This window comes from Streptomyces sp. 35G-GA-8 (genome assembly GCF_023534745.1).
In the GTDB taxonomy this organism is placed as follows: Bacteria; Actinomycetota; Actinomycetes; order Streptomycetales; family Streptomycetaceae; genus Streptomyces.
Window position 1 is genome coordinate 1 of sequence record NZ_JAMHJQ010000009.1, and the last position, 25,277, is coordinate 25,277.

23 protein-coding genes are annotated in these 25,277 nt (G+C 70.2%); 14 read left to right on the forward strand and 9 right to left on the reverse strand.

Features of this window, described 5'->3' with window-relative positions; genetic code table 11:
* Positions 1-1,067 precede the first annotated feature (1,067 nt).
* The gene (locus tag M1203_RS21080) at positions 1,068-1,787 is read left to right on the forward strand and encodes a TetR/AcrR family transcriptional regulator (protein WP_249951332.1); all 720 of its coding nucleotides are present in this window, start codon (positions 1,068-1,070) and stop codon (positions 1,785-1,787) included.
* Between the two features lie 46 nt (positions 1,788-1,833).
* Here the strand turns inward: M1203_RS21080 and M1203_RS21085 are convergent, their stop codons facing one another.
* The 4 genes from M1203_RS21085 to M1203_RS21100 all read right to left on the reverse strand — a co-directional run bounded on the left by M1203_RS21085 (position 1,834) and on the right by M1203_RS21100 (position 6,316).
* Positions 1,834-3,828, reverse strand: coding sequence for an ABC transporter ATP-binding protein (locus tag M1203_RS21085; RefSeq protein WP_249951333.1), 1,995 nt, complete (start codon positions 3,826-3,828; stop codon positions 1,834-1,836).
* Positions 3,829-3,928: 100 nt separating this feature from the next.
* Complete coding sequence (locus M1203_RS21090; protein ID WP_249951334.1) at positions 3,929-4,369, reverse strand: universal stress protein; 441 nt, start codon at positions 4,367-4,369, stop codon at positions 3,929-3,931.
* Positions 4,370-4,433: 64 nt separating this feature from the next.
* A complete protein-coding gene (locus tag M1203_RS21095) occupies positions 4,434-5,231 on the reverse strand; it encodes an FMN reductase (RefSeq protein ID WP_249951335.1) in 798 nt (265 codons plus the stop codon).
* A gap of 2 nt (positions 5,232-5,233) precedes the next feature.
* Positions 5,234-6,316 (reverse strand): LLM class flavin-dependent oxidoreductase, encoded by a 1,083-nt coding sequence (locus M1203_RS21100; RefSeq protein WP_249951336.1) that lies wholly within the window; start codon positions 6,314-6,316, stop codon positions 5,234-5,236.
* 399 nt (positions 6,317-6,715) lie between these two features.
* Here M1203_RS21100 and M1203_RS21105 point away from each other — a divergent pair, with 399 nt between their 5' ends.
* The gene (locus M1203_RS21105) at positions 6,716-7,849 is read left to right on the forward strand and encodes a methyltransferase domain-containing protein (protein WP_308404888.1); all 1,134 of its coding nucleotides are present in this window, start codon (positions 6,716-6,718) and stop codon (positions 7,847-7,849) included.
* Between the two features lie 109 nt (positions 7,850-7,958).
* Here the strand turns inward: M1203_RS21105 and M1203_RS21110 are convergent, their stop codons facing one another.
* Positions 7,959-8,270, reverse strand: a complete 312-nt coding sequence (locus tag M1203_RS21110; protein WP_249951337.1) for a hypothetical protein — start codon at positions 8,268-8,270, stop codon at positions 7,959-7,961.
* Between the two features lie 196 nt (positions 8,271-8,466).
* Here M1203_RS21110 and M1203_RS21115 point away from each other — a divergent pair, with 196 nt between their 5' ends.
* From M1203_RS21115 to M1203_RS21145, 7 genes are all read left to right on the forward strand, one after another.
* A complete protein-coding gene (locus tag M1203_RS21115) occupies positions 8,467-9,075 on the forward strand; it encodes a GNAT family N-acetyltransferase (RefSeq protein WP_249951338.1) in 609 nt (202 codons plus the stop codon).
* 72 nt (positions 9,076-9,147) lie between these two features.
* Complete coding sequence (locus M1203_RS21120; protein WP_249951339.1) at positions 9,148-10,176, forward strand: class A beta-lactamase-related serine hydrolase; 1,029 nt, start codon at positions 9,148-9,150, stop codon at positions 10,174-10,176.
* A 164-nt stretch (positions 10,177-10,340) separates the two neighbouring features.
* Entirely contained in the window at positions 10,341-10,631 is a 291-nt protein-coding gene (locus M1203_RS21125; protein WP_249951340.1) for a hypothetical protein, read from the forward strand.
* A gap of 53 nt (positions 10,632-10,684) precedes the next feature.
* Positions 10,685-12,085 (forward strand): diaminobutyrate--2-oxoglutarate transaminase, encoded by a 1,401-nt coding sequence (locus M1203_RS21130; RefSeq protein WP_249951341.1) that lies wholly within the window; start codon positions 10,685-10,687, stop codon positions 12,083-12,085.
* Positions 12,086-12,114: 29 nt separating this feature from the next.
* The gene (locus M1203_RS21135; protein ID WP_249951342.1) at positions 12,115-13,755 is read left to right on the forward strand and encodes a pyridoxal-dependent decarboxylase; all 1,641 of its coding nucleotides are present in this window, start codon (positions 12,115-12,117) and stop codon (positions 13,753-13,755) included.
* Positions 13,752-13,922: a hypothetical protein gene (locus M1203_RS21140; protein WP_249951343.1), complete on the forward strand. Its 171-nt coding sequence runs from the start codon at positions 13,752-13,754 to the stop codon at positions 13,920-13,922. Before M1203_RS21135 ends, M1203_RS21140 begins: the two co-directional genes overlap by 4 nt.
* Complete coding sequence (locus M1203_RS21145; protein ID WP_249951344.1) at positions 13,919-15,472, forward strand: lysine N(6)-hydroxylase/L-ornithine N(5)-oxygenase family protein; 1,554 nt, start codon at positions 13,919-13,921, stop codon at positions 15,470-15,472. The genes M1203_RS21140 and M1203_RS21145 overlap by 4 nt, the downstream gene beginning before the upstream one ends.
* On the opposite strand, the gene M1203_RS21150 is transcribed toward M1203_RS21145, so the two are convergent.
* Positions 15,469-16,470 (reverse strand): ABC transporter substrate-binding protein, encoded by a 1,002-nt coding sequence (locus tag M1203_RS21150; protein ID WP_374403565.1) that lies wholly within the window; start codon positions 16,468-16,470, stop codon positions 15,469-15,471. The genes M1203_RS21145 and M1203_RS21150 overlap by 4 nt on opposite strands.
* A gap of 200 nt (positions 16,471-16,670) precedes the next feature.
* Here M1203_RS21150 and M1203_RS21155 point away from each other — a divergent pair, with 200 nt between their 5' ends.
* The 3 genes from M1203_RS21155 to M1203_RS21165 all read left to right on the forward strand — a co-directional run bounded on the left by M1203_RS21155 (position 16,671) and on the right by M1203_RS21165 (position 19,763).
* Positions 16,671-18,083, forward strand: coding sequence for an NAD(P)/FAD-dependent oxidoreductase (locus tag M1203_RS21155; RefSeq protein ID WP_249951345.1), 1,413 nt, complete (start codon positions 16,671-16,673; stop codon positions 18,081-18,083).
* Positions 18,084-18,262: 179 nt separating this feature from the next.
* Positions 18,263-18,898: a GPP34 family phosphoprotein gene (locus M1203_RS21160; RefSeq protein WP_249951346.1), complete on the forward strand. Its 636-nt coding sequence runs from the start codon at positions 18,263-18,265 to the stop codon at positions 18,896-18,898.
* Positions 18,899-19,115: 217 nt separating this feature from the next.
* Complete coding sequence (locus M1203_RS21165; protein ID WP_249951347.1) at positions 19,116-19,763, forward strand: TetR/AcrR family transcriptional regulator; 648 nt, start codon at positions 19,116-19,118, stop codon at positions 19,761-19,763.
* Between the two features lie 78 nt (positions 19,764-19,841).
* Here M1203_RS21165 and M1203_RS21170 read toward each other — a convergent pair whose 3' ends face one another.
* Positions 19,842-20,363 (reverse strand): hypothetical protein, encoded by a 522-nt coding sequence (locus M1203_RS21170; RefSeq protein WP_249951348.1) that lies wholly within the window; start codon positions 20,361-20,363, stop codon positions 19,842-19,844.
* 193 nt (positions 20,364-20,556) lie between these two features.
* Entirely contained in the window at positions 20,557-21,471 is a 915-nt protein-coding gene (locus tag M1203_RS21175; RefSeq protein ID WP_249951677.1) for an aminoglycoside phosphotransferase family protein, read from the reverse strand.
* Between the two features lie 325 nt (positions 21,472-21,796).
* On the opposite strand from M1203_RS21175, the gene M1203_RS21180 reads away from it, so the two are divergent.
* A complete protein-coding gene (locus M1203_RS21180; protein WP_249951349.1) occupies positions 21,797-22,768 on the forward strand; it encodes an SGNH/GDSL hydrolase family protein in 972 nt (323 codons plus the stop codon).
* A gap of 1,000 nt (positions 22,769-23,768) precedes the next feature.
* Here M1203_RS21180 and M1203_RS21185 read toward each other — a convergent pair.
* Positions 23,769-24,458: a nitroreductase gene (locus tag M1203_RS21185; RefSeq protein WP_249951350.1), complete on the reverse strand. Its 690-nt coding sequence runs from the start codon at positions 24,456-24,458 to the stop codon at positions 23,769-23,771.
* Positions 24,459-24,561: 103 nt separating this feature from the next.
* Between M1203_RS21185 and M1203_RS21190 the strand changes: the two genes are divergently transcribed.
* The gene (locus M1203_RS21190) at positions 24,562-25,155 is read left to right on the forward strand and encodes a TetR/AcrR family transcriptional regulator (protein ID WP_249951351.1); all 594 of its coding nucleotides are present in this window, start codon (positions 24,562-24,564) and stop codon (positions 25,153-25,155) included.
* The last annotated feature ends 122 nt before the right edge of the window (positions 25,156-25,277 follow it).

A 25,277-nucleotide genomic window follows, 5' to 3' on the forward strand; every position in this document is an offset into this window, starting at 1 on the left:
GGGCGCTCCTTCGTCGCGTCGGCAAGCCGATGACCTCCGGTCACCCTTGACACCCGCCCCTCCACCGCAAGTGCAGCTTTGAGGGGGGCGGCCCGGGGGAGGGGTCCCCGGAGGGGATCCGTGCATGGTCCGGTCCCTTGCCGACCGCAGGTCGGTGGGTGGTCTGCGCAGCAGTGGAATGGGGCGGCCCGACACCGGCAAAGCGACTGACGGTCGGGAAGTGGCCGGGACTCATGCCCCGCTGTGAGGGCCCGTTGTCGGCCGACACCTGTCAGCCGAGGCGGACGGACCTGCCCCCTGCCCCCAATGTCCCCTTTTGGAAGGGGCTTTGGGGAGGGCTCCGGCGGCTCATGCGTCGGGAGTTCGGTTAACCGGGCCCCCTGACACATCACCCCCTCCGACCGGCCCGCCGCCCCAGGATGCGTGGATGGTGGGGCGGGTGTGACTCATGGGGCGGCCAATGGGTCAGTCAGAGCCGGTGATGCGTCGTGGGAACGACTTAACTGGACTCAGGACGCATGACCAGCCGGGGAGCCCCCGAACAGCCCGCCGAACTGGGACATAGGGGGCGGGTGGCCGGTCTGTCCGCCTCCGTCGACAGGTGTCACCCGACAACGAGCCCGCAAAGCGGGGCATGAGTCTCGACCACCCACCTACGCCTGCTCGCTGAGCCGGTGCCGGGCCGCCCCACTCCACTGCCGCGCAGACCACCCACCGGCCCGAGGCCGGGAACAGACCCCCAGAACAAGGGAGCTTCCCCGGGGACCCCTCCCCCGGGCCGCCCCCCTCAAAGCAGCACTTGCGGTGGAGGGGCGGGTGTCAAGGGTGGGCGCAGCCCATCGGCTTGCCGACGCGACGAAGGAGCGCCCTTGACGCCCGACCCGCAACCGCGACACTGAAACCCAGGGGCGGCCCCCACCCGTCTCTGGACCCTCCGGGTGACCCCGACTACCCCTCGGTCCTCACCCCCACCCGACAACGCCCCCACGGCCAACCCCAAAACCCCCGACCACCCCAGGTAGCATCTCAATCGGGGAGCGCTCCACGCTTTCCTCGGAAAGGTGGTCATGGGAGCCAGCGAGCGGAAACCGGCGGCGAAAGCGGCGCCGCTGCGGCGCGACGCTCAGCGCAATCGGGAGCTGCTGATCGCCTCCGCGCGGGAGGTGTTCGCCGAGCAGGGGCTCGACGCGTCGCTGGATGAGATCGCTCGTCGTGCCGGCGTCGGTAACGCCACTCTGTACCGGCACTTCCCCGACCGGGTGGCCCTCATCGAGGCCGTCTTCCACGAGTCCCTCGGTGCGACGCAGCGCGCCGGTGAGGAGGCGCGGCTGAGCGACGATGCCTGGGCCGGGCTCACCACGTATCTCTCCTCGATCTTCGCGGGGCTGGCCGCCGACCGTGGGGCCAACGACCTGATGACCACCGGCGTACGGGGCGTGCCCTCGCTCGAAGCCCTCCATGCCGAGAACCGGGAGACCGTCGGCCTCCTCCTGGCGCGCGCCCAGCGGCAGGGGACGATGCGTCGTGACATCACCACCGAGGATCTGCTCTTCAGCCTGGCCGCGCTCGGCCGCGCCGTACCCGCCCTGACCACCACGGCCCCGGACGCCTGGCGGCGCTACCTCGCCCTTCTCCTCGACGGACTGCGCGCGAAGCCCGGCGAACCAACAGCGACCGCAGCAACCGCCGCAACCGCCGCACCCACCCCACCGCTTCCCGCACCGCCCCTCACCCTCGATGAACTCAGCAGCGTCCTCCATGACTTGGGCCCGCACCGCGCCCGCTGAGGTGCCTCGGTGACTGAGCCCCGTCCTGGGACGGAACCGACGGAGGCTACGGAGCCGACGGAACCGACGAGGCCGGCGCCTCCGTCGCGTACTGGGCCGCCTGGATCCGGTACAGGCCGCGGAAGACCTTCGGGCCCTCGACCTCGTCCGACAGCAGTTCCGAGAACGTGCCGCTCTCCACGACCCGCCCCCGGTCCAGGACATGGATCAGATCCGCCGCCCGTACCGAACCGAGCCGGTGCGTGATCAGGATGACCGTCTGGCCGGAGTCCGCGAGGCTGCGGATCTGCTCGAAGAGCTGCTGCTCGGCCTTGGCGTCGAGGGCCGAGGTCGGCTCGTCGACGATGAGGATCTGTCCCGCGCGGTAGTGCGCGCGGCCGAGGCCGATCCGCTGCCACTGACCGCCGGACAGTTGGTGACCGCCCTTGTATCCCCGGGCCAGCAGCGTCTTCCAGCCGCGCGGCAGCTCGGCCATCAGCTCCTCGGCGCCCGCGTACCGTACGGCCGCGTCCAGCCTCTCCTGGCTCACCGGCGCCTCGGGCCGTCCGATGCTGACGTTCACCGTGGCGGTGAAGGGCCACCGGTAGAAGTCCTGGCCCACCACCGCCACCCGCGAGACAAGTTCCTGCCGGTCCGCCTCCGCCGCGTCGACGCCGTCCCACAGGATGCGGCCGGAGTCCGGCCGGTAGAGCCCGCACAACAGCTTGACCAGGGTGGACTTGCCGCTGCCGTTCTCCCCCACCAGCGCGACGATCCGGCCGGCGGGGATGGCCAGACTGGCGCCGTCGAGCGCGCGTTTGTTGTCCTTGCCCCGGTAGGTGAAGACGACATCCTCGAAGGTGATCGTCTCCGGCTTCTCGGGCAGCGGCAGCCCGCCGACCGGAATCGCGCGCTCGACCGCCTCCTCGCACAGCCGGTGCAGATCCCCGACGAACAGGCTCTCCTCATGCAGGTAGTTCACCTGGAGCACCAGATTCTCCAGGCTGGAGGAGCCGCTACGGATGGCGAGTACGGCCGTGCCGCCGACGGAGAGTGCCATCGCGCCCGTCCACAGCAGCCCGCCGAGCGTGGCATACGCGGCGCCCGCCGCCAGCCCCGTCCATCCGGCGGCGATCAGCCCCGTACGGGCGGCGAGCCGGGCGAGCCTGCGCTGCTCCGCCTCCTGCGACCGCGACATCTCGCGGAAGTGATGCAGCAGGAACGGTCCGACGTTGTGGACCCGTATCTCCGGCGCCGCGTCGGTGGAGATCAGCAGACGGCTGATCAGGCTCCCGGCCCGTGAGTGCTGCACCCACACCTGGAACGAGATGTAACGGCGCCGCGCCATCGACAGGGCCGCCCAGGCGCTGGGCAGCGTCATCGCGACGAGCAGCGGGAGCAGTACGGGGTGCAGTACGGCGAGAACGCCGGCCGCCGCGATCAGCGACATCAGGGCGTTGAGGACGTTCTGGCAGTACTGCACCATCCGCCGGGCCGAACCGGCGCCGTACTGGGCGCTGTCGAGAAGCTTGTGGAATTCGTCGTCCTCGACCGCTTCCAGCTCAACTTTGGCGGTATGTGACAAGTACCGCTCGGTGGCGACCCGTTCGACCTTCGGTTCCAGCTGTCCCGTACCGGCGGTGGACAGGGCCCGCAGCACCGCGCCCGCCAGCGCTGTACCGCCGGCGACCGCCAGCGCCGGGCCCGCGTGGGTGAGCCGTTCGGCGGTGGTGCCCTCGCCCAGGAGATGTCCGAGGACGCGGTTCACGGCGATCAGCCCGACCGCCTGGCTGACCCCCCGGCCGATCTCCGCGCAGGTCACCAGGCGCAGTGCGGCTCTGTCCGCCTCCCAGGCCAAGCGGGCCGTCGTACCGACCAGCCGGGGCAGCCGCGTGACCATGGACCGTAAGTTGAGCTGGAGGAAGGCGTCGTCATGCTTGTTCCAGCCCATGTCGTACCGCAGCGGGCCGCCGAACAGCGTCTCCTCGGACTCGGACGACTCCACGCGCTCCGTCTCGCTGGTGACCTCACTGGTGGTACGGGGTTTCCGTCGCGATGCCATGGATGTTCGATGCCCAGGCCGAAGGGCGCTCACGGCAGCTCGCGCGGCGTGAACGGAGCACACCCGGCGCACTCCCCCTGCCGAGCGCCGTCAGCCGGTGTCAGCCCTCGGCGATCTCGCCGCGCACCACGACCACCGGGCACTTGGCGTGCTGCGTGACATGCAGGCTCACCGACCCGAGCAGGGCCGCCTTGAAGCCGCTGTATCCACGGTCGCCGACCACCAGGAGCGAGGCCCCCTCGGCGCTGTCCAGCAGGACCTGCGCGGCGGGGCCGGCGACGACGCGGCGTTCGACCACGGCCGCGACGTCCGCCTCCAGCGTCTTGTCCAGCGCCTCGTCCAGGATCTGCCAGGCCAGCTGCTCCGGTTCGAACTCCGGCGGCATGCCGGGCAGCATGCCCGCCCAGCCGGTGGCCGGGTACTCCCAGCCGATCACCGCGCCCACCTCGTCACCGGTCAGCTTCGCCTGCCGTACGGCCCAGCGCAGCGCCTTCAGTGAGGGCTCCGAGCCGTCGACGCCGACCACGATGGTGCCGCTCATGACATTCCTCCTGCTGATTGACTCGATTTTTCGCTGTTGCCCCGAATCTCCCCAGGGGGCAAACCTACTTAAGGTTCGCGAGAAGGTGCTCGAAGGGCACCACGCCGTCCACGCCCTCCACGTCGTCCAGGTCGTCCACGTCGGCCAACTCGTCCACCTCGGCCATCCCGTCCGGGCCGTCGCCCGCCGTGTACCCGCCCGTCCCACCGGTCGCGGGCGTCAGCCCCCGCAGCAGCCGGGCGAACTCGCCACCGGCACGGTCGATCCGGGCCGGCAGCCCGCCCCCGTACACGTCGGCGCCCGCGCCCCAGTCGTCGGTCGCCGCGAAGACGGCCGTCGGCAGGGTGAGCGCGTGCAGATACGAGAAGAGCGGGCGCATCGCGTGCTCCACCACGAGCGAGTGGCGCGCGGTGCCGCCGGTGGCGGCGAGCAGTACGGGCGTTCCGGTGAGCGCGTCCGGCTCGATCAGGTCGAAGAACGACTTGAACAGTCCGCTGTACGAGCCCGCGAAGACCGGGCTCACGACAATGAGCCCGTCCGCCCCGGTCACCGCCTCCAGCGCCGCGCTCAGCGCGGCCGCCGGGAAGCCGGTGACCAGGTGGTTCGCGATCTCGACGGCCAGATCGCGCAGTTCGATGATCTCGACCTCGGCCTTCCGGTCGTCGGCGGCCAGTTCGCGGCTGGTCGCCTCCGCCAGCCGGTCCGCCAGCAGCCTGGTGGAGGACGGCTTGCTCAGCCCGGCCGATACGGCGACGAGCCGCAACGGCCCGGCTCCGCCCGTACGCGTAGCGGTGCCCGTACGCGTAGCGGTGCCCGTACGCGTAGCGGTGCTCGTACCCGTCCCGGTGCTCGTACGCTCCATCGTCAGACCTCCTCCTTCACCGATGTGGCGGCGGCCGGGTGCACAGGACCGTCCGGGACCCCGGCCGGCCGCAGGGCCGCGAACTCCTTGCGCAGTACGGGTACGACCTCCTCGCCCAGCAGATCCAGCTGCTCAAGCACGGTCTTCAGCGGCAGCCCCGCGTGGTCCATCAGGAACAGCTGGCGCTGGTAGTCGCCGAAGGCGTCACGGAAGGCCAGGGTCTTCTCGATGACCTCCTGAGGGCTGCCCACGACCAGCGGCGTCTGCTCCGTGAACTCCTCCAGGGAGGGCCCGTGACCGTAGACCGGCGCGTTGTCGAAGTACGGGCGGAATTCCCGCACCGCGTCCTGCGAGTTCTTCCGGATGAACGCCTGACCGCCCAGACCGACGATGGCCTGTTCCGGGGTGCCGTGGCCGTAGTGCGCGTACCGCTTGCGGTAGAGCCGGATCAGCTTCTGGAAGTGCTCCTTGGGCCAGAAGATGTTGTTCGCGAAGAAGCCGTCTCCGTAGTAGGCGGCCTGCTCGGCGATCTCGGGCGAGCGGATCGAGCCGTGCCAGACGAACGGCGGGGTGCCGTCCAGCGGCCGGGGCGTCGAGGTGAAGCCCTGGAGCGGCGTACGGAACTTGCCTTCCCAGTCGACGACGTCCTCGCGCCACAACTTGTGGAGCAGCGCGTACTTCTCGATGGCGAGCGGGATGCCCTGGCGGATGTCCTCGCCGAACCACGGATAGACGGGCCCGGTGTTCCCGCGTCCCATCATCAGATCGACGCGCCCGTCGGCCAGATGCTGGAGCATCGCGAAGTCCTCAGCGATCTTCACCGGGTCGTTGGTGGTGATCAGCGTGGTGGACGTCGACAGGATCAGCCGCTCGGTGGTGGCCGCGATATAGCCGAGCATCGTGGTGGGCGACGAGGGGACGAAGGGCGGGTTGTGGTGCTCGCCGGTGGCGAAGACATCAAGCCCGACCTCCTCGGCCTTCCGCGCGATGGCGACCATCGCCTTGATCCGCTCGTGCTCGGTCGGCGTACGTCCGGTGGTCGGGTCGGGCGTGACATCGCCGACGGTGAAGATCCCGAACTGCATCGCGCTCACCTCTCGCCTTTCTCAGAGCCATAGTAGTTGAAGCTTCAACTGAAGCCTACAACGGAACACCCTCGACCTCTATTCCGCCCCCGCTCCGGAGGGCTCCCGGCCGCGATCTCCGGCGAAGTCGCGATCCGTGGCGAGTATTCGACAGCAGCCCCCGAGACGTCACCTTGAGTGATTACCTGTAGCTCTGAGTGGACAGCTCAGAGTCGTGAGCGTCCTGCTGAAGGGAAGAAGGGGACGCCGTCCCGTTCCAGTTCGCCGAGAGAGGCGGTAGTCGTGGGAGAACATCGCAAACCCGATCCCGACCCGAGCCAGGGGAGGCCGCCGCCTGGCAACTCGGACGGGAAAGTGCCCGATCAGCCTCCACCCAGCGGCACGCGCAGAAAGTAACCAGTGGAAGAGCGCGAAGAGTTCGCCGAACTCCGCCACCGACTCGCGCAGGCCATGGACGCCCGGTGCGATTGGCCCGCGGATTCTCCGTGGATCCGCGAGGCGGTCCGGAAGCTGCCGAGACATCGGTTCGCCCCGGACCGGTTGTGGTCCTGGGACGGCTCCGGCTACGCCCCGGCGGATCGCGCCACCGAACCCGGGCGCTGGGCGGAGCTCGTCTACCCGGGACCCGACGGGGCCACCATTACGCAGGTCACCGACGATCTGCCGTCCTCCAGTCTCTCCTGTCAGGCGATCGTGGTGGACATGCTCGACTCACTGATGGTGAACCCCGGGCATCGCGTGCTGGAGCTGGGTACGGGGGCGGGCTGGAACGCGGCGCTGCTCGCCGCGCGGGCGGGAGCCGGTCTTGTGACCAGCATGGAGATCGACGCCGGGCTCGCGGCAGTGGCACGCGCGCGCCTCGACGCGGTGGGTGCGGGCGTGGTCGTGAAGGTCGGCGACGGCACTCCCGGGGACCCAGAGGGTGCTCCGTACGACCGGCTCATGGCGACATACGCGGTCGATGAGGTGCCATGGTCATGGGTGGAACAGACCCGGCCGGGCGGCCGTATCGTCACTCCCTGGGGCAGGCTGGGCCATGTGGCGCTCACCGTGGCCGCCGATGGCCGCTCGGCCTCCGGCTGGGTACAGGGGCTGGCCACCTTCATGCCGAGCCGTGGCACCGACCAGGGCCGGAGCCGGCATGAAGTCCGCGGTGATGGTCCGCCCGAGGTGGAAGGACCTTTCCCCCGGAACCCACTGCCGCTGCGTGCCGACTCCGGACTCCTCTTCGCCCTGCGCGTCATGCTGCCGGACGTACGTATCACCACGGAAGCTGCGGAAGGCGTGACCGCCTGGCTGCATGACGGCGATTCCTCCTGGGCCACGCTGGTCGCCACCCCCGGCGAGCACGCCGTGGCCTACCAGGGCGGGCCCCGTCGCCTGGCCGATGAGATCGACCGGGCGTGGCAGAGGTGGCAGAGCGGTGGGGCACCGGATCTGTACGACTTCGGCATCACCCGGACCGCCCATGAGCAGTACGTATGGAGCGGTGACAAGGACACGGGGCCGCGCTGGGAACCCGTCCTCCGATGAGTCGGATGGTGGGAGTGACCTGGTGTGGGGCGGGGTGGCTTGCCGCGCGTCTTCGTCTACGTCGTTGTCCGCGTCGTCGCGACGTATCTCTTCGCGGTCTTCGCGGGGTTCATCCGGCTGCTTTTCTCCGTCGGCGAGCGCGCCCCGGGACAAGCCCGCTCAGCCGGTGAAGGCCATGGCTCGTGCCCGCCGGCGCCTCCGCGCCCGCCGCCGCCTGCTCGTCCGTCGTGGCGCGGTGTGCGCCGGGGGTGGTGGGTTCCGTGGTGTCGGTTCGGGTGGCGCGGTTCTGGGGCTCCCACAAGGAGCGTCCGAAGCTGTAGGTGGCGATGCGATTCCTGTGCTGCCCGTTCACCAGGTGGATCACCATGACGCCCACGACGATCAGGCCCAGGATCACCACGACGCTGACCCAGTTGCTCATCTTGCCCTCGCCTCCTCCCGGCGTGAGCGGGATTCGCGGCTTTTCCAGCGTACTGCGGACGGTGGACGGAACCGTGGACAGAGCCATGGACAGAGCCGTGGACGGAGGCTCGGACTCGGTATTCCCGTGGTGGTCCTCCCCCTGGGACGATGAACACCGATGTACCGGCCGGGGGAAGTGCAGGGGGAAACAACAGATGACAGAGGTGTTCATTCGGCGCCTGAGCCGGTGGCAGGCGGAACAGCAGCGGGAAGCCCTCGCCGATGTCCACGCCGAGGCGTACCCCCGCGCCCATGGCGAGGAGTCCCGCGACCGCCATGAGTTCCTGGCCACCTTCGCCGAGGATGTGCAGCGGCCCGGCTTCGACATGGTGGTGGCGAGTGGCGGAAACAAGCCGGCGGCGTACGCGTACGGGTTCGTCCTGGACCGGGCCGGGGAGTGGTGGCGCGCGCTGAGCGGCGAGCTGCCGTGGGACTGCGACATCGAGGAGCTGACCGTCTCGGGGCAGGTCTTCGCCCTCGCCGGGCTGATGGTCCTGCCCGCGCACCGGCGGGGCGGGGTGGCCACGCGGCTGGTCGAGCAGCTGCTGATCCGGACGGACGCGGCGCTGGTGGCCGCGCGGGTCGACCCGGCGAACGAGGCCGCCGTGGGGGCGCTCAGGTCCTGGGGCTGGACGAGGCTGGGCGCGGTCGCGCGGCCGGTCGTCTCGTCGGACGGGGTGGCCGCGACCGCGCCGTTCACCGCCGTGCCGGTGGTCGGTTCCGGCACGAGTACGGACATCTGGAGCCGCGCGCTGACGTCGTGACCGTGCCGGATCGTTATGGAAGGTTAACGCAAGACACATTCTGGACACATCTAAGCTTTCTAGCCTCGCGGGATGTCCCGCCATCGTTCCGCCCGCAAGACCCGCGGCTTCAGAGCCGGCGGTTCCCTACGGGGCCGGGCCGCGTTCCCCATACTCGCGGCCGTGGCCGCCGTCGTACTCCTGGCCGTCTGGGTGGCCATGGACCTCCCGCCGCTGTCCGGCGGCGACTCGGACGCCAAAGCGCGCTCCGGCGGTCCGGGGTGGTCCGCGACACCCGCCACCCCGGCCTCCCCTTCTCCTTCACCCACGCCCACGCCCTCACCCTCGGCCGATCCGGATCACGCGCTCTCCGAGCAGCTCGCCCCGATCCAGGACGCCACGACGGCCTCCCTCTCCGTGGCCGTGCTCGACGTCGAGGGCGGGGACAGCGCGGACTACGGCGTACAGGCCGGGAAGACGTACGACACGGCCAGCATCGTCAAGGTCGACATCCTGGCGGCCCTGCTGCTGAAGGCGCAGGACCAGGGCCGGGTGCTCACCGCGCAGGAGAAGAAGTACGCGACCTCGATGATCCAGGTGAGCGACAACGAATCGGCGGACGCCCTGTGGCTGGCGATCGGCGGTGCGGCCGGGCTGGACGCGGCGAACAAGCGGCTCGGTCTGACGGCGACCACCGGCGGCACCGGGCCTCTGTGGGGCCTTACGCAGTCGACGGCGACGGACCAGCTCGCGCTCCTCTCCGCCGTGTTCGGCGACGACTCCGATTCCCCGCTGGCCTCGCGCTCGCGGACGTACATCCAGGGCCTGATGAACGGGATAGCGGCGGACCAGGACTGGGGAGTCTCGGCCGCCGGCGCGGTGACGGGGCTGAAGAACGGATGGCTGCAGCGGACCGCGACGAAGCTGTGGGACATCAACAGCATCGGCCGGATCGTGGCGGACGGGCACGGTTATCTGGTGGCCGTGCTGTCGAGCGGCAACGTCAGCAAGGAGGCCGGGATCTCGCTGGTGGAGAAGGCGGCGAAGACAGCCGTGGCGGCGGCGGTATCGGTGGCGGTATCCGTATCGGTATCGGCCTCGGCCTCGGGTGATCCCGCATAGGCCGGACGGTCAGACCGGAAGGTCATGGCGGACAGATCATGACCCGGCCGCCCCCAGGGTCAAGGCACCCTTGCACGCACACAGGAATCCTTTAGGTTAGGCTCACCTAAGTCTTTGCCCGATGTGTCGTAGCGCTCGACCGCACAGCCCGATCCGGGGGGACCATGCTCGCCGTCACGTTACCGCCCTCCGCCGCGCCTCGATCCGCCCCCGCCCTCGCCGCCGTCGAGAAGAGGGGCGAGGGGTGTTCGCGCCCCACGGCCGAGAACACCCGCGTCACCGTCGTCGGTGAACCGCGCACCCCCGAGGACACACTTCCGCGCGAAGTCCTGATCGACCGGATACGCGCGGGCGACCTGATCGTTTTCCCTTACGAGGGCTCCCACGGAGGGGAGTTCGCCGTACACGTGCGCTCCTTCCTCGGCCACCCCGTCGCCGAGCGCCCTCTGCTCTGAGCCCGCCGCCTCTCTGTGTGTCTTTCTCTCTCCTACTCCGCCGGAGCCGTGTCATGACCGTGCCCCCCATCACCCTGCCCACGAGCGGGCGGCCCGTCCCCGCCGCCGGCGCGGACGGCATCCTGCGGCGTCAGCGCGCCAGGGAGTCGTCGGCACGTACCTACGCCCGGTCGTTCCCGATCGTCCCGGCCCGCGCCAAGGGCATGACGATCGAGGGGACGGACGGCCGCCGCTATCTCGACTGCCTCTCCGGCGCGGGGACCCTCGCACTCGGCCACAATCACCCCGTGGTGCTGGAGGCCATCCGGCGCACGGTGGAGAGCGGGGCGCCGCTGCACATCCTCGACCTGGCGACCCCGGAGAAGGACGACTTCACCGACGCGCTCTTCGCCACCCTGCCGAAACCCTTCGCGGACCGCGCCAGGATCCACTTCTGCGGGCCCGCAGGTACGGACGCGGTCGAGGCGGCGCTGAAGCTGATGCAGACCGCGACCGGCCGGCGCGGGGTGCTCGCGTTCACCGGCGCGTACCACGGCATGACCGCGGGCGCGCTGTCGGCGACCGGCAGTGTCGCGGTCAGGGAGCGGGTCGCGGGCGGCGCGGCCGAGGTGACGCGACTGCCGTATCCGTACCCGTACCGCTGCCCGTTCGGGGTCGGCGGCGAGCGTGGCGCCGAACTGGCCGCCACGTATACGGAACGGCTGCTGGACGATCCGTCGGGCGGTGTCGTACCGCCCGCGGCGATGATCCTCGAAGCGGTGCAGGGCGAAGGCGGCGCGGTGCCCGCGCCGGACGGCTGGCTGCGCGAGATGCGGCGGATCACCGGCGAGCGGGGCATCCCGCTGATCGTGGACGAGGTACAGACGGGCGTCGGACGCACGGGCGCGTTCTGGGCGGTCGAGCACAGCGGGATCGTTCCGGACGCGATGGTCATGTCGAAGGCGATCGGGGGGAGTCTGCCGCTGGCCGTGATCGTGTACGACCAGGACTACGACGGCTGGCTGCCCGGCGCTCACACCGGGACGTTCCGGGGCAACACCCTGGCCATGGCCACGGGCGCGGCGACACTGCGGTACGTGGCCGACGAGGGGCTGACCGAGCGCGCGGCGGTCGTCGGCGCCAGGATGACCGCGCGGCTGGAGGGGCTGCGTTCCGCACTGCCGGTGATCGGTGACGTCCGGGGCCGTGGGCTGATGATCGGGGTCGAGATCGTCGACCCGGAGGGGGAAGCGGACTCGTGCGGCGCGCATCCGGTCGCCCCGGAGGTGGCGGAGCGGGTGCGGTCGGCCTGTCTCGACCGGGGGCTGATCGTCGAACTGGGCGGGCGCTTCGGCTCGACCGTCCGGCTTCTCCCGCCGCTCGTCATCACGGACGAGCAGACGGAAGCGGTTCTGGAGCGGCTGACGGACGCGATCGCCGACGTGTCGGGTCAGCAGCGGGGACGGCGCTCATGAGGCCGGATACGGAGACGGAGACGGCGCTCATGAGGCCGGAGACGGAGACGCGGACGGAGACGGTGGCCTCGGCGTCGGCGTCCGCCTCAAAGTCGGCACCGGAGTCGGTTCCCGTAGCGCGCGCGGACGTCCGCGCCCGCGTCACCGCCCTGTCCGGCGGGACCGGCGGCGCCGATGCCCTGGCTCCGCTCGTGGACACGGTGCTGGACGCCCTCGCCCGGGGCGCCCGGCGGCGCGGCGGCCCCATCGCACCCGGTCGGCCCGGAGATGTCGCGGCCGCGGTCGGCGAGGTGTTCGGCGGTCCGGCCGCCGTCACCGGCGCCGAGGCGCTCGACCGGCTCACCGAACTCCTCGCGCACGGCAGCGCCGACCCGGCGGACGCCTCCTGCGCCGCCCACCTGCACTGCCCGCCCCTCGCCATCGCCGTCGCCGCCGACCTCGCGGTCTCGGCCCTCAACCCGTCCCAGGACTCCTGGGACCAGGCACCCGCCGCCACCGCTCTGGAGTCCCTGCTGCTCCAGGAGTTGGCCGCTCTGGTCGGGTACGAGCCCGAGCGGGCCGCCGGAGTCCTCACCTCAGGTGGTACGGAGTCCAATCTGATGGGCCTGATGCTGGCCAGGGACCGGGTCCTCGGCACGGCGTCCGGCCGGCAGATCGAGCTGACGGGGGTGCCCGGCGCCGGAACGGACCGGGCGCCCCGTCCCCGCATCCTCGCCTCCGCCGCTGCGCACTTCTCCGTACAGCGCGCCGCCGCCCTGCTCGGGCTCGGCGAGTACGCGGTGCTGTCTGTTCCGGTCGACCGTCAACTCCGTATGGATACGGAGGCGTTGGCGGATGTACTGGACGGCTGCGCCGAGCGCGGGGAACTGCCGGTCGCGATCGTCGCCACCGCCGGTACGACCGACACCGGCTCCATCGACCCGTTGCGCGCGTGCGCGGCGCTCGCCGCCGAGCACGGCGCCTGGCTGCATGTGGACGCCGCGTACGGGGGCGGCGCCCTGCTCTCCGACCGGCTCGCACCGCTCCTCGACGGTCTCGGACTCGCCGACTCTGTCTCGCTCGATTGGCACAAGCTGGGCTGGCAGCCGGCCGCCGCGGGCGTCTTCCTGGTGCGGCGGTCGGAGACGTACGCGTCGCTCGCGCGGCGGGCCGTCTATCTCAATCCGGCCGACGACGAGGAGGCCGGTTACCCGAGCCTGCTCGGACTCTCGCTGCGTACGACGCGCCGGGCCGACGCCTTCAAGATCGCGGTCACCCTGCGGACGCTGGGCAGGGAGGGGCTGGGCCGGCTCGTGGACGCCTGCCGTGAGCTGGCCGTGTCGGGAGCGCGGGCGGTCGCGGACCATCCACGGCTGGAGTTGCACTCCGAACCGGTGCTGACGGCCTTCCTGTTCCGCTATCTGCCGGAGCGTCCGGCGGACACGATGGACACTGCGGAATCGGCGGAGTACGAGGCACGCTGCGACGCGGTCAACGCCGCCCTGCGCCGCAGGCTCCTGCGCGAGGGCAGCGCCGTCGTCGGCCGTACGGAACTCCCGGGCCAGGGGCCGGGTCGCGTACGGCTCAAGCTCACGCTGCTCAACCCGCACACCACCGCCGCCGAGGTGAAGCGGCTGCTGGACGCCGTCGTGGCGGCGGGGCGTGCGGAGGAGAAGGAAGAGGCGCGGTGACCTTACGGAAGACGGCCGGACCCTCCGTACGGACCCCGCACCCGCCGGGCGTCGACGTCACGCTGAGACTGTCCCCCGGTACGCGGATCACCAACTCCCGTCGCGGCAAAGACACTCAGTCCGTCCACATCGACGTTCCCCATCCCCTCGCGGAGGCCAAGCGGTGACGACCGAAGACATATACGCGCGTGAGCACGAGCACCGGCACCAGCACCAGCACGGCTCCGAGTACAAGACCCACGAGAGCCACCAGACCCACGAGAGCCACGGGGCCTATGACCTGGTCGGCGTCGGCATCGGGCCGTTCAATCTCTCGTTGGCCGCTCTCTCCGACGGCGCTCCGGGGCTCCGTACGCTCTTCCTCGACGCCAAGCCCGCCTTCTCCTGGCATCCCGGGCTGCTGATGGAGGGAACGGTTCTCCAGGTCCCCTTCCTCGCCGACCTGGTGACCATGGCCGACCCGACCAGCCCCTGGTCGTACCTCAACTATCTGCGGGAACACGACCGGATGTTCCCCTTCTTCTTCTCCGAGCGCTTCCACATACCGCGTCGCGAGTACGACCACTACTGCCGCTGGGTCGCCGAGAGCCTGCCGTCCTGCCGCTTCGACGCGCGCGTCACGGAGGTCGAATGGGACGAACGCGACGAGGTGTTCGTCGTCACCCACCGCGCGGCCGACGGCGCGGTCTCGCGCGTACGGGCCCGGCAGATCGTGCTGGGCGTCGGTACGAACCCGGTCGTCCCCGAGCCGCTGCGCCCGCTGCTCACCCCCGCGCACGCGGGGCACGTGCTGCACAGTTCCGACTACCGCGCCCACCGGGCGCGGCTGGCCGCTCTCGCCGATGTCACGGTCCTCGGAGCGGGCCAGTCCGGCGCCGAGGTCGCCCTCGATCTCCTGCGCCATCAGGACGGTTCCGGTGCGGGTGGCCCGTATGTCCGTTGGCTGGCCCGTACCCCCGCCTTCGCGCCGATGGAGTACTCCAAGATCGGCCTTGAGCACTTCACGCCCGACTACATCCGGTACTTCCGCGCCCTGCCCGAGGAGCGGCGCGAGCGGCTCGTACGCGAGCAGTGGCAGCTGTACAAGGGCGTCAGCGAGGAGACGCTGGGCGAGATCCACGACGAGCTGTACGAGCGGACCATCGGCGGTACGGAGCCGCGCGCGGCTCTGCACCCGGGCGTCACGGTCATCGCGGCGGAGCCCGAGCGCGACCGCGAAGGCGGTAGTGGAGGTGGTGGCGGCGGTGCTGGTGGCGGTGGCGGTGGCGGCTATGTGCTGACCTGCCGGCATTCGGAGCAGGACGCGCTGTTCGAGGTGCGTACGTCCGCGATCGTGGCGGCCACCGGATACGCGGCGGCGCGCCCGGCCTTCCTGGACACCATGACGAAACTGGTGGACTGGGACGAGCAGGGCCGCTACCGGATCGACGGGAACTACCGGGTCGCGCTGGACGCGAGCGTGTCCGGCGCGCTGTACGTGCAGAACGCGGAGCTGCACACGCACGGCATAGGGGCTCCGGATCTCACGCTCGGCGCGTGGCGGGCGGCGACGATCCTCAACGCGGTCGCGGGGCGGGAGGTACTGCGGGTGCCGGAGCGCGCCGCTTGGACGACGTTCGGGGCGCCGGGGGCGGGGGCGCCGGGGGCCGGGGTGGTGGAGGCCGGCGCGGCGGGGGCCGAGTCGGCGCCCGGCGCGCGGTCCAGCGGCACGGCCTAGCGTGCGGCGGCGTAGCTCTTCTCCATCGCGTCCAGCACCTGGCCCGCGCCGGTGTAACCGATGCCGAGCATCCACAGGTTGTCGTCGACCTTGAAGGCCATGTCCTTCTTCACCGCGTCCAGGTTCTTCCACAGCGGGCCGCCGATGGTGTCGGTCTCCTTGGCCTTCTTCGCGTCGCCGTAGGTGGAGTAGAAGATGACGTCGGCGTTGGCCTTGTCGATCTGCTCGGGGCTGACGTCGACCGAGAAGCCGGTGGTGTCCTGGTTGGCGGGCCGGCCGACCTGGAGGTCCTTGAAGATGGAGCCGACGAAGGTGTCGTTCAGGTAGAGCCGGGTGTCCGCGCCCTCCACGAAGCGTACGAAGCCGACCTTGGTCCGCTTCGCCTCCGCGGCCCCGCCCAGCGCGTCGGTCAGCCGCTTGACGTGCGCGTCGTAGTCGGAGACGACCTTCTTCGCCTCGTTCTTCCTGCCGAGCGCGTCCGCGTGCAGCTCGAAGTTCTCGCGCCAGGTCGGCCCGGTGGTGTCGGAGAAGACGGTCGGGGCGATCCGCGAGAGGGACGCGTAGTTCTTCTCGTCGCGGACCTTGCTGCTCAGGATCAGGTCCGGCTTGAGTGCGGCGATGGCTTCGAGGTTCGCCCCGGCGATCAGGCCGACGGGCTGGATGCCCTTGAGCTTGTCCTCGGGGAGGTAGGTGGAGAAGGGGGCCTTGTCGACGACCGTGGTGGCGCCGACCGGCGTGATGCCGAGGGTGACGGCCGAGTCGAGCGCGTCCGTGTCCAGCACGACGACCCGCTTCGGCGCGTCACTGACCTTCACCTCGCCCATGACCGTCTTGACGGTGTGCGTACCGGCACCGCCGTCGGCGGCCTTGCCCCCCTTGTCCCCGGCCTCGTCGCCGCCGCCGCACCCGGCGAGCGTGACGGCGAGCGCGGTGGTGGCGGCGGCCACGGTGATACGGCGGCGGGCGGAGGTGGCGAAGGTGGCGAAGGTACTGGTCACGGTAGGGAGGCCTCCCTGACAACGGGCCGGACTCTTCCGGACCTAAGTAAGGCAAACCTAACCATTGCTCAGACCGGGGAACAAGTCACTTACGGATCAACGGCCGGATCGAGCTCGGATCAAAGGTGCGACGAGTCCCGAAAAGCGCGACGGTTAGAAGCGACCGTTGGAGCAGCACGCGAGTTCGAACGGAGAACGCGATGAGCGGCACGGGCGGCACCAGCAAGACCCACGACAACGGGCACGGCCACGACCAGGACCACAACCACGACTATGACGTGATCGTCCTCGGCGGTGGCGCCCCGGGCGAGCATGCCGCCGGTGCGCTCGCCGAGGGCGGCCTGCGCGTCGCCGTCGTGGAGCGCGACCTGGCCGGCGGCGAGTGCACGTACTGGGCGTGCATTCCGTCGAAGACGCTGCTGCGCCCCGGCGAGGCGGTGCAGGGCGCGCGTGACGCGGCGGGGAGCGCCGAAGTACACGTAAAGGCGGCCCTGGCCTGGCGTGACTACATGGTCTCCGACTACTCCGACGCCGGAGCCGCGCGGTGGCTGGCGGACAAGGGGATCGCTCTGCTGCGCGGTCGTGGCCGCCTCGCGGGCACCGGGGTGGTGGAGGTCGACGGCGTGCGGTACACCGCCGAGCACGTCGTGCTGGCGAACGGCGCCGATCCCGTCGTACCGCCGCTGCCCGGCCTGCGGGACATCGACGGCGTCTGGAGCACCCGCGAGGCGACGGGCATGAAGGCGGTGCCCGCACGGCTGCTCGTGCTCGGCGGTGGGCCGGCCGGGGTCGAACTGGCGCAGGTGGTACGTCGCTTCGGCGGCGAGGTCGTTCTCGTCGAGGCCTCCGCGCATCTGCTCGCACGCGAGCCGGCGCCGCTGGGCGAAGCCCTCGGCAAGGCCCTGCGCCGCGACGGAATCGAGCTCGTACTCGGCATGCACGCGACCAAGGCGCGCCGCGCCGGCGAGGACTACGTTCTGGAGCTGGAGGACGGACGCGAGCTGCGCGGCGACCGTCTCCTCATCGCGACCGGCCGCCGCCCGCGCGTGGAGGGGATCGGGCTGGAGACCGTCGGCGTCACCACGGACGGCCGGGGAATCCCGGTCGACGCGCGCATGAGGGCGGGCGAGCGGTTGTGGGCGATCGGCGATGTCACCGGTATCTGGCCGCTGACGCATGTCGGTGAGTACCAGGGCGAGGTCGTCGCCGCGAACATCCTCGGCGAACCGCGTGAGGCCCATTACGAGGCGGTCCCGCGCGTCACGTACACCGATCCGCAAGCGGCGTCGGTGGGCGCGGCCGAGGCCCCGTTCAGCGCCACCGCGCTCCTGTCGGAGATCGCCAAGACGGCTACGTACACGCACGCCTACGCCGACTCGAACGGCTTTCTGACACTTCTCAGCGATGGCGACGTGCTGACCGGCGCCTACGGGCTCGGTCCCGAGGCCGGGGAGTGGATGCAGCAGGCCACGCTGGCGATCCGCGCCCGTGTCCCGCTCGGTGTGCTGCGCGACACGATCCAGCCGTTCCCCAGCTTCTCGGAGATCCACGCCGCCGCGCTGAAGGCGCTCAGGGCCGAGATCGGGGGGACGCGGCAGCCGGTCGAGGCGTGATCACGACGGTCGCGTCGAACGTCCAGACCGAAGGTCGAGGCGGAAGGTCGGGGCGGAAGGTCGGGGCCGAAGCTCGCCACGGCCGGGGCCGGCTGAGCCCCGCCGGGAACACCGGACGTGGCCTGTCCGTCTATGCCTATGCCAGTGAGGTGGAGTGATCGAGTGAGGTGGAACCCGCTATGACCACAGCCCGGGACCTGATGATCACCGCCTTGGACGTGGCGCCCAGTCCACCTCCTGAGGCCGGTGAGCTGTCGCTCGCGCTGGCGGGCGCCGAGCTGATCGACCTCCTGGCGGCCGAGGCCATCCGGCTGGACGGCGACCACATCGTGCCCGGCCACCGGCCGGACATCGCCGATCGTCCACTGGAACAGGCCGCGGGGTCGCTCGCCCGAGAAGCACCGTACGAGCTGGTCGCCGACTGGCTGTGGCGGAGAGGCCGCGGCCTGGCCGCGGCGTATCTGGCCGCTCTTGAGGCGGAGGGCCAACTGACGCGCCCGCGGCGCCGCGGGCTGCCTTTCCGTACGGGCCGTACGGTGCTGGTCGACTCGCCCGATCGCCGCTTGGCGGGAGAACGCTGGGCATCGAACGAGCCGGTCCTCGTCGCCCTCGCGACGGCCGTCGGGATCCGCGACAAGAACGACGAGGAGGGGCCGGGAGAAGCCCTGGTCACTGCGGACGACGCGGACGACGCGGAAGACGCGGTCGAGACGGTACTCGTCGCGGTCAATGAGGCGTTGCTGGAGCTGGAGGCCGTACGGCAGCGGCGGTCCATCGAGCAGGATGCTTTCGACAACGTCTGGCGCGGCTACTGATCGGGAGAACTCCCATGGCACCACGCTCCTCAGCGCCGACGGGCCCGGTGGATGGTGAGGATGAGCGCGGCGGACGCGACGACGATCAGCCCCACGAATCGTGACCGGGACGATCGCGAGTTCCAACTCACGGAAGAAGGGGACGCCAATAGCCTTCGTGATAGCCTCTAACTAAATCTTGAGCGTATAGTCGCGCAGGTGTGGAAGGTGGCAGGCCATGGCAGAAGCAGGCACAAGGACCCCGCGCGAACGCTATCGCGGCCAAGTGCGCGCGGAGATCAAGGAACGCGCGTGGGAACAGATCGCCACGGCTGGCGCGTCGGCGCTCTCCCTCAACGCGATCGCCAAGCGGATGGGCATGAGCGGACCCGCGCTCTACCGGTATTTCGCCGGCCGCGACGAGCTGATCACCGAACTCATCAGGGACGCGTACCGAAGCCTCGCCGACACCTTCCGCACGGCCCACGAGTCCGGCGCCGACGTGGCCGGGCTGGCGCACGCCCTCCGCACGTGGGCGCTGGCCGACCCCCAGCGCTACTTCCTCATCTACGGCACACCCGTCCCGGGCTACAAGGCACCCGACGACATCACCGCCATCGCCTCCGAGATCATGACGACCCTGCTCGACGCCTACACGGCGCTGCCCTCGGACCGCCCCACGACACCGTTCGCCACCCACCTCGAAGACCACCGGCCGTGGGCGGCCGACCACCCCGCCTCACCCGAGACCCTCCACCGGGCCCTGACCTTCTGGACCCGGCTGCACGGCGCGCTGTCCCTCGAACTCGCGGGCCAGTTCACCGGGATGGAATTCGACCCCGCCCTGCTCTACGCGGCCGAACTTGACGTCCTGACCGCACCGTGAGCCCGTCCGAACGTCGGAGCCTCCGTCCGCGCCGTGCGACGCGCACGGAGGGTGCCAGACGGAGGGCGAAGAACAAGCTCAGCAGCCCTTGGCGGTGAGGGTGACCGGCTCGGGATGGACCGGCTCCCATACGCCGACGATGCCGCCGTTGGACGACTTCATGTCGATGTTGTCCAGGGTGAGGGTGTAAGTCCCGTTCCCCCGGCACTGGTAATGGCCCCGGATGGTCCTGTCACCCGTGTGGGCTGCCCCGGTCGCCTTGCCCCAGCGCTCCTTCCACTGCTGGACTCCGTCCTTCTTCATCGACAGGTCGCCCGTCCACTTGCACGATCCCTGCTCGCTCCAGGTGAGGAGCGTCTTGCGGCGACACTCCCCCTTCACGGAGACGGCCGGAGCCATCTGCTCGCCTTTGGTGTGGGAGTACTTCTTCTCCTCGGTGAAGCAGATGGTCAGCTTTCCCGAGAGGGAGCCGTCTTTGGAGTAGCCGGTGGTCGACTCACAGCCGCTGGGCGGCTCCGGGTCGGCGGCGCCGGCGACGGAGGGGATGGCGGAGAGGGCCAGAGCACTCAGGAGTGCTCCGGCGATGCGCAGTCGGGTCATGTCCGGTCAACGAGCGGCGACCCGATCCAATGATCGCCATGACGGGTGATTCAAGGTTGGACGTCCATCAGGGCCATGGGGTCGATGCCGAGGGGTAGTCGGGGTGGCAGTTGAGTGAGGCGGCCCGGCGCCGAGTGGGCCAGTCGGAGGAGGTCATGCGTCGTGGGGACGAGTTGATCGAACCCGGGGCGCATCACTGGTCGAAAGCGTCGGCCGCCTCCAGGATCGCGCGGAGGCGCGACAGGCATTCGGTGACGAAGCCGGGATACCTGCCCCAGTAGTACGACACCCCACTGACTCCGAGGCCGATGGCCCATGCCCGGGCACGCAGCCATGTCACGTCGTCGAGGCTCAGGGCATCCCAGTACTCCTGTCGGGCCCCGGGGGGAAAGTCCCACAGGGGCGCGTGTTCGGCGTCGGGAAAGCCGACCGAGAGGCCTCCGAAGTCGATGACCGCGTGCAGCCTGCCCTGCTGGACCAGGATGTTGGTGGGTTTGAGATCCCCGTGGAGCCACACCTGTCGGCCGGACGGCTCGGGCAGAGCGAGCGCCTTCTGCCACAGGCGTCGCAGGTGCGCGATGTCGAGATCGAGACCCTGGATCGTCTGACAGTCGTCAAAGCACCCACTGATCCACCGGTCGCAAGCTCGCAAACCACCCCCGCGATACCAACTGAGCTCGCCCTCGCGAGCGGCTCCCATGAGAGGAATGGAGTGCAGCCTCTGCACGACCGCCGCCAGGTCGGCCCCGAAGGCCGGCCAATCGGTGACGGATCCCGGGCCGGCGTCACCACCGTCGATCCAGCGGTACACCGACCAGGCGAGCGGAAAGGCGGAACTCGGGGTGCCGGCGTAGACCGGCTCCGGGATGCGACAGGAAAGGTACGGCGCCAGCCGCGGCAGCCACGTCTGCTCCTTCCGTACGGCCTCGGCATTGTCCGGGGTGCGCGGTAGCCGTATGAGCAACTGGTCGCCGAGCCGGTACATCGTGTTGTCCGTGCCCGCACCGGCCAACGAGACGGGGAGGGCGGCCCACTCCGGTCGCTGCTCCCGCAGCAGCGACCGAACGACCGCCTCATCCACACGGATCTCGCTCTCATGAAGTGTCATGGGGGAGAGCCTTCTCAGCGAGGCTCGGCCGCCGCCAGTGATTTTCGAGGACACCGGCGCCACCACCATGATCGAAAACAAGCCAACCGCCGAGAGCTGCGCGCCGAGCCGAGACCACACAAGTCGATCAAGCCATTTCCGCGCTGTGCACAACTGCCATGCCGAGCCGGTCAGGCAACAGGCACAACTGGTCAGTACGCCGAAACAACTCGCTCATGGCGGGCATCTCATATTCCTTTCATGACCATCCGTATTGGATCTAGTGCGGAGAGCGACAACCTCCATATCGTCATTGCGGCACCAACGCCGCATCTCTGGAGGATTCATGGCACGCTTCCGCACCCGTCCGGCCCTGCTGGCCTCGGCAGCAGCCCTCGCTGCGGGCACCCTTGTCCCCGTCCAGCTCGTCGGGGCACAATCTGCGGCCGCGGCGGACCTTCAGTGGGTGGCCCTGGGTGACTCCTACACCGCCGGGGTCATCCCGGCCGCCGGTGACGTCTTCGAGTACCCCCGTGACGGCTGCGAGCGCACCGACCGGTCCTACCCGCAGGTCATCGACCGCGACCTCGGCTCACTGATCGAGCTGACCAACGTCAGCTGCGGCGCCGCCACGATCCAGGACGTCACCTTCAGGGCCCAGGAGCCGATCGGCCGGCACCTGCCGCCCATCTCCGAGGACCCGGACTACCCCTTCCCCCCGGTGCCTCCCCAGTCCGAGGCGGTCCAGTCCGGCACCGACGTGATCACCGTGGGCGTGGGCGGCAACACCCTCGGCTTCGCCGGCATTCTCCTCAAGTGCCTGGAACTGGACCAGGGCAGCGGCGGCGTGGGCACGCCGTGCAAGGACGATCTGGCCGCGAGCATCCCGGGCCGGCTGACCAAGGTGAACAAGGAGTACGGCGAGATGCTCGCCAAGCTCCACGAGAAGGCCCCGCACGCCAAGATCCTGGCAGTCGGCTACCCCACGGTCGTCCCCAAGGACACCTCCAAGTGCCAGTACAACAACTTGCAGCAATTCGCCTCGATCACCCAGGGGGACCTGGACTGGCTGCGCCAGGACGTCCTGGAACCCCTCAACAAGACCATCGAGAAGTCGGCCGACGCACATAGCTCCACCACGTTCGTCAACCTCTACGATTCTTCGACGAACCACAGCGTCTGTGACGCGGGCAAGTGGACCGAGGGCGTCCTCGACCACGACAACCGGCCGGCCCTCGTCCACCCCAACGCCAAGGGCCACCGCAACGCCGCAGACCACGTCACATCGGCGATCCTGAACGCCATCAGCCCGGCCTGACCCACAGCGAACCGCCTCCGGCCTGACTCTGTGTGGGGGTCGGGCGGAGGGGTAGTCGGGGTGGGCCGGGACGTGTGGATACGGGTGGGGGCCGCCCCTGATCTTTGAGTTTCGCGGTTCCGGGTCGGGTATCAAGGGCGCTCCTTCGTCGCGTCGGCAAGCCGATGACCTTCGGTCACCCTTGACACCCAACCCTCCACCGCAAGTGCGGCTTTGAGGGGGGCGGCCCGGGGGGAGGGGTCCCCGGGGGGCCTGTCTATTGGACCCGCCCGGTTCCCGGCCTGCGGCCCGGTGGGCCCTGCGGGGCGCGCGGCAGTGGAGTGGGGCGGCCCGGCCCCGGCTCAGCGAGCTGATGTGAGTGGGTGGTTGAGACTCATGCCCCGCTGTGCGGGCTCGTTGTCGCCTGCACCTGTCGACGGAGGCAGACGGACCGGCCACCCGCCCCCTATGTCCCAGTTTGGCGGGCTGTTCCGGGGGCCCCGGGCCGGTCATGCGTCCTGAGTCCAGTTAAGTCGTCCTCACGACGCATCACCCGCCGGAGCACTCCCCAAAGCCCCTTCCAAAATGGGACATTGGGTGCAGGTGGCAGGTCCGTCCGCCTCGGCTGACAGGTGTCACCCGACAACGGACCCTCACAGCGGGGCATGAGTCCCGGCCACTCCTCGACGGTCAGTCGCTTTGCCGGGGCCGGGCCGCCCCACTCCACTGCCGCGCAGCCCCGCAGGGCCCACCGACCTGCGGTCGGGAACCGGCCGCCGGAACATGGGTGCTTCCCCGGGGACCCCTCCCCCCGGGCCGCCCCCCTCAAAGCAGCACTTGCGGTGGAGGGGCGGGTGTCAAGGGTGGAGCGCAGCGGAATCGGCGTAGCCGACGCGACGAAGGAGCGCCCTTGACACCCGACCCGCAACCGCGAAACTCAAAGATCAGGGGCGGCCCCCACCCGACACCAAACCCCCCGGCCCACCCCGACTACCCCTCGGCACTGGCGGCTGAGTATGGCCTAAAGATGGAAGGTCGTGGTCGCGTCGAGCGCGGCCCGGCCGGGCGTGATGTGGTTGACCGGCGCGGCCTCGTCGGCGTAACCGAAGGAGATCCCCACGAGCAGCTTGCCGCCGTCCAGGCCGAGTTCGCCGCGGACGGTGTCGGCGTAGAAGCTCAGCAGTCCCTGCGGGCAGCTGTCCAGGCCGTACGCCGCCATCGCCAGCAGCAGTGTCTGGGTGTAGATGCCGACATCCGCGGCCAGGCGTGCCCCGGCGTCTCCGGTGACGAAGAGGAACGCGACATGCGGGGCACCGTAGAAGCCAAGGCTCTCGGCATCGTAGGCGGCGCGGGCCGCGTGGTCGTTCTGGCCGATGCCCAGCGCGCCGTAGAGCTCGGCGCCGAACGCGGCGCGGCGGCGCTGGTGCTCGGTGGAGTACATGTCCTCGCGGTAAGGGAAGTCGACCGTGGTGCGCTGCCCGGCGTGTGCCTTCTGGAGCGCGTCGGCGAGCCGGTCCCGCAGCGCCCCGCTCACCACCTCGACCCGCCAGGGCTGCGCATTGGAGTTGGACGGCGCGGCGCCGGCGAGCGCGAAGACCGCGCGCAGGATCTCCTCAGGCACCGGGTCGGGCCGGAAGGCGCGGGTCGCGCGGCGGCCACGAATCAGCTTCTCCGCGTAATCGCTCATCTCGGTCGAGCCGTTCGGGCTCATGGTGGTCCTCCTCAGAACGGCTTAGGTACACGGAATCGTTTACTTTGATTCCGACCATAACCGCAGCTCCGGACCAAAGTAAACGCAGACGTATACTTAGCTCATGGATGCGACGACCACGAAGACTCAGCGCCGGGGGCGCGGCGGGCGTGAACGGATCCTGGGGGCAGCCGCCCTGCTGTTCGCCAACCAGGGGATCAACGCGACCGGTATGGAGCAGGTCGCGGAGGCGGCACCGGTGTCCAAGCGCACGCTCTACGCGCACTTCCCGGCCAAGAGCGATCTGGTGATGGCCTACCTGCGGGAGCTGACCACATCCGGGCAGACCCTGGAGAGCGTGCTCACCCGGGAAGATCTCGATCCCCGGGAGCGGATTCTCCGGCTGTTCGACCTTCCGGCACCGCACACGTCCCCGGTGCGCGGATGCCCGTTCATCGACGCCGCGGTCGAGTTCCCCGATCCGCGGAGTGCGGTCCACGCGTACGCGCGCGAGCAGAAGACACTGATGGCCCAGCTCGTCACCGAGCTGGCGGCGGAGCTGGGCGCCGCCGAACCCGCCGCGCTCGCCGAGCAGTTGGTCACACTCGCCGATGGCGCGGCCAGCCGCGCGATGGTGCTGGACCAGCCCGATTACGGCCGACACGCCCGTGCCGCCGCGGAGATCCTGCTCCGCCGGGCACTCGCACCGGCCGGCTGAAAGGCCGCGCTCGTCTTCGCGTGCCGCCTTCACCGACCGGCTGGACTTGGGCGACCGGGCCGGTCGGAGGTGGTGATGTGCTCTGGGGACGGGTCAACCGGACCCGGGACGCGTCACCGGCG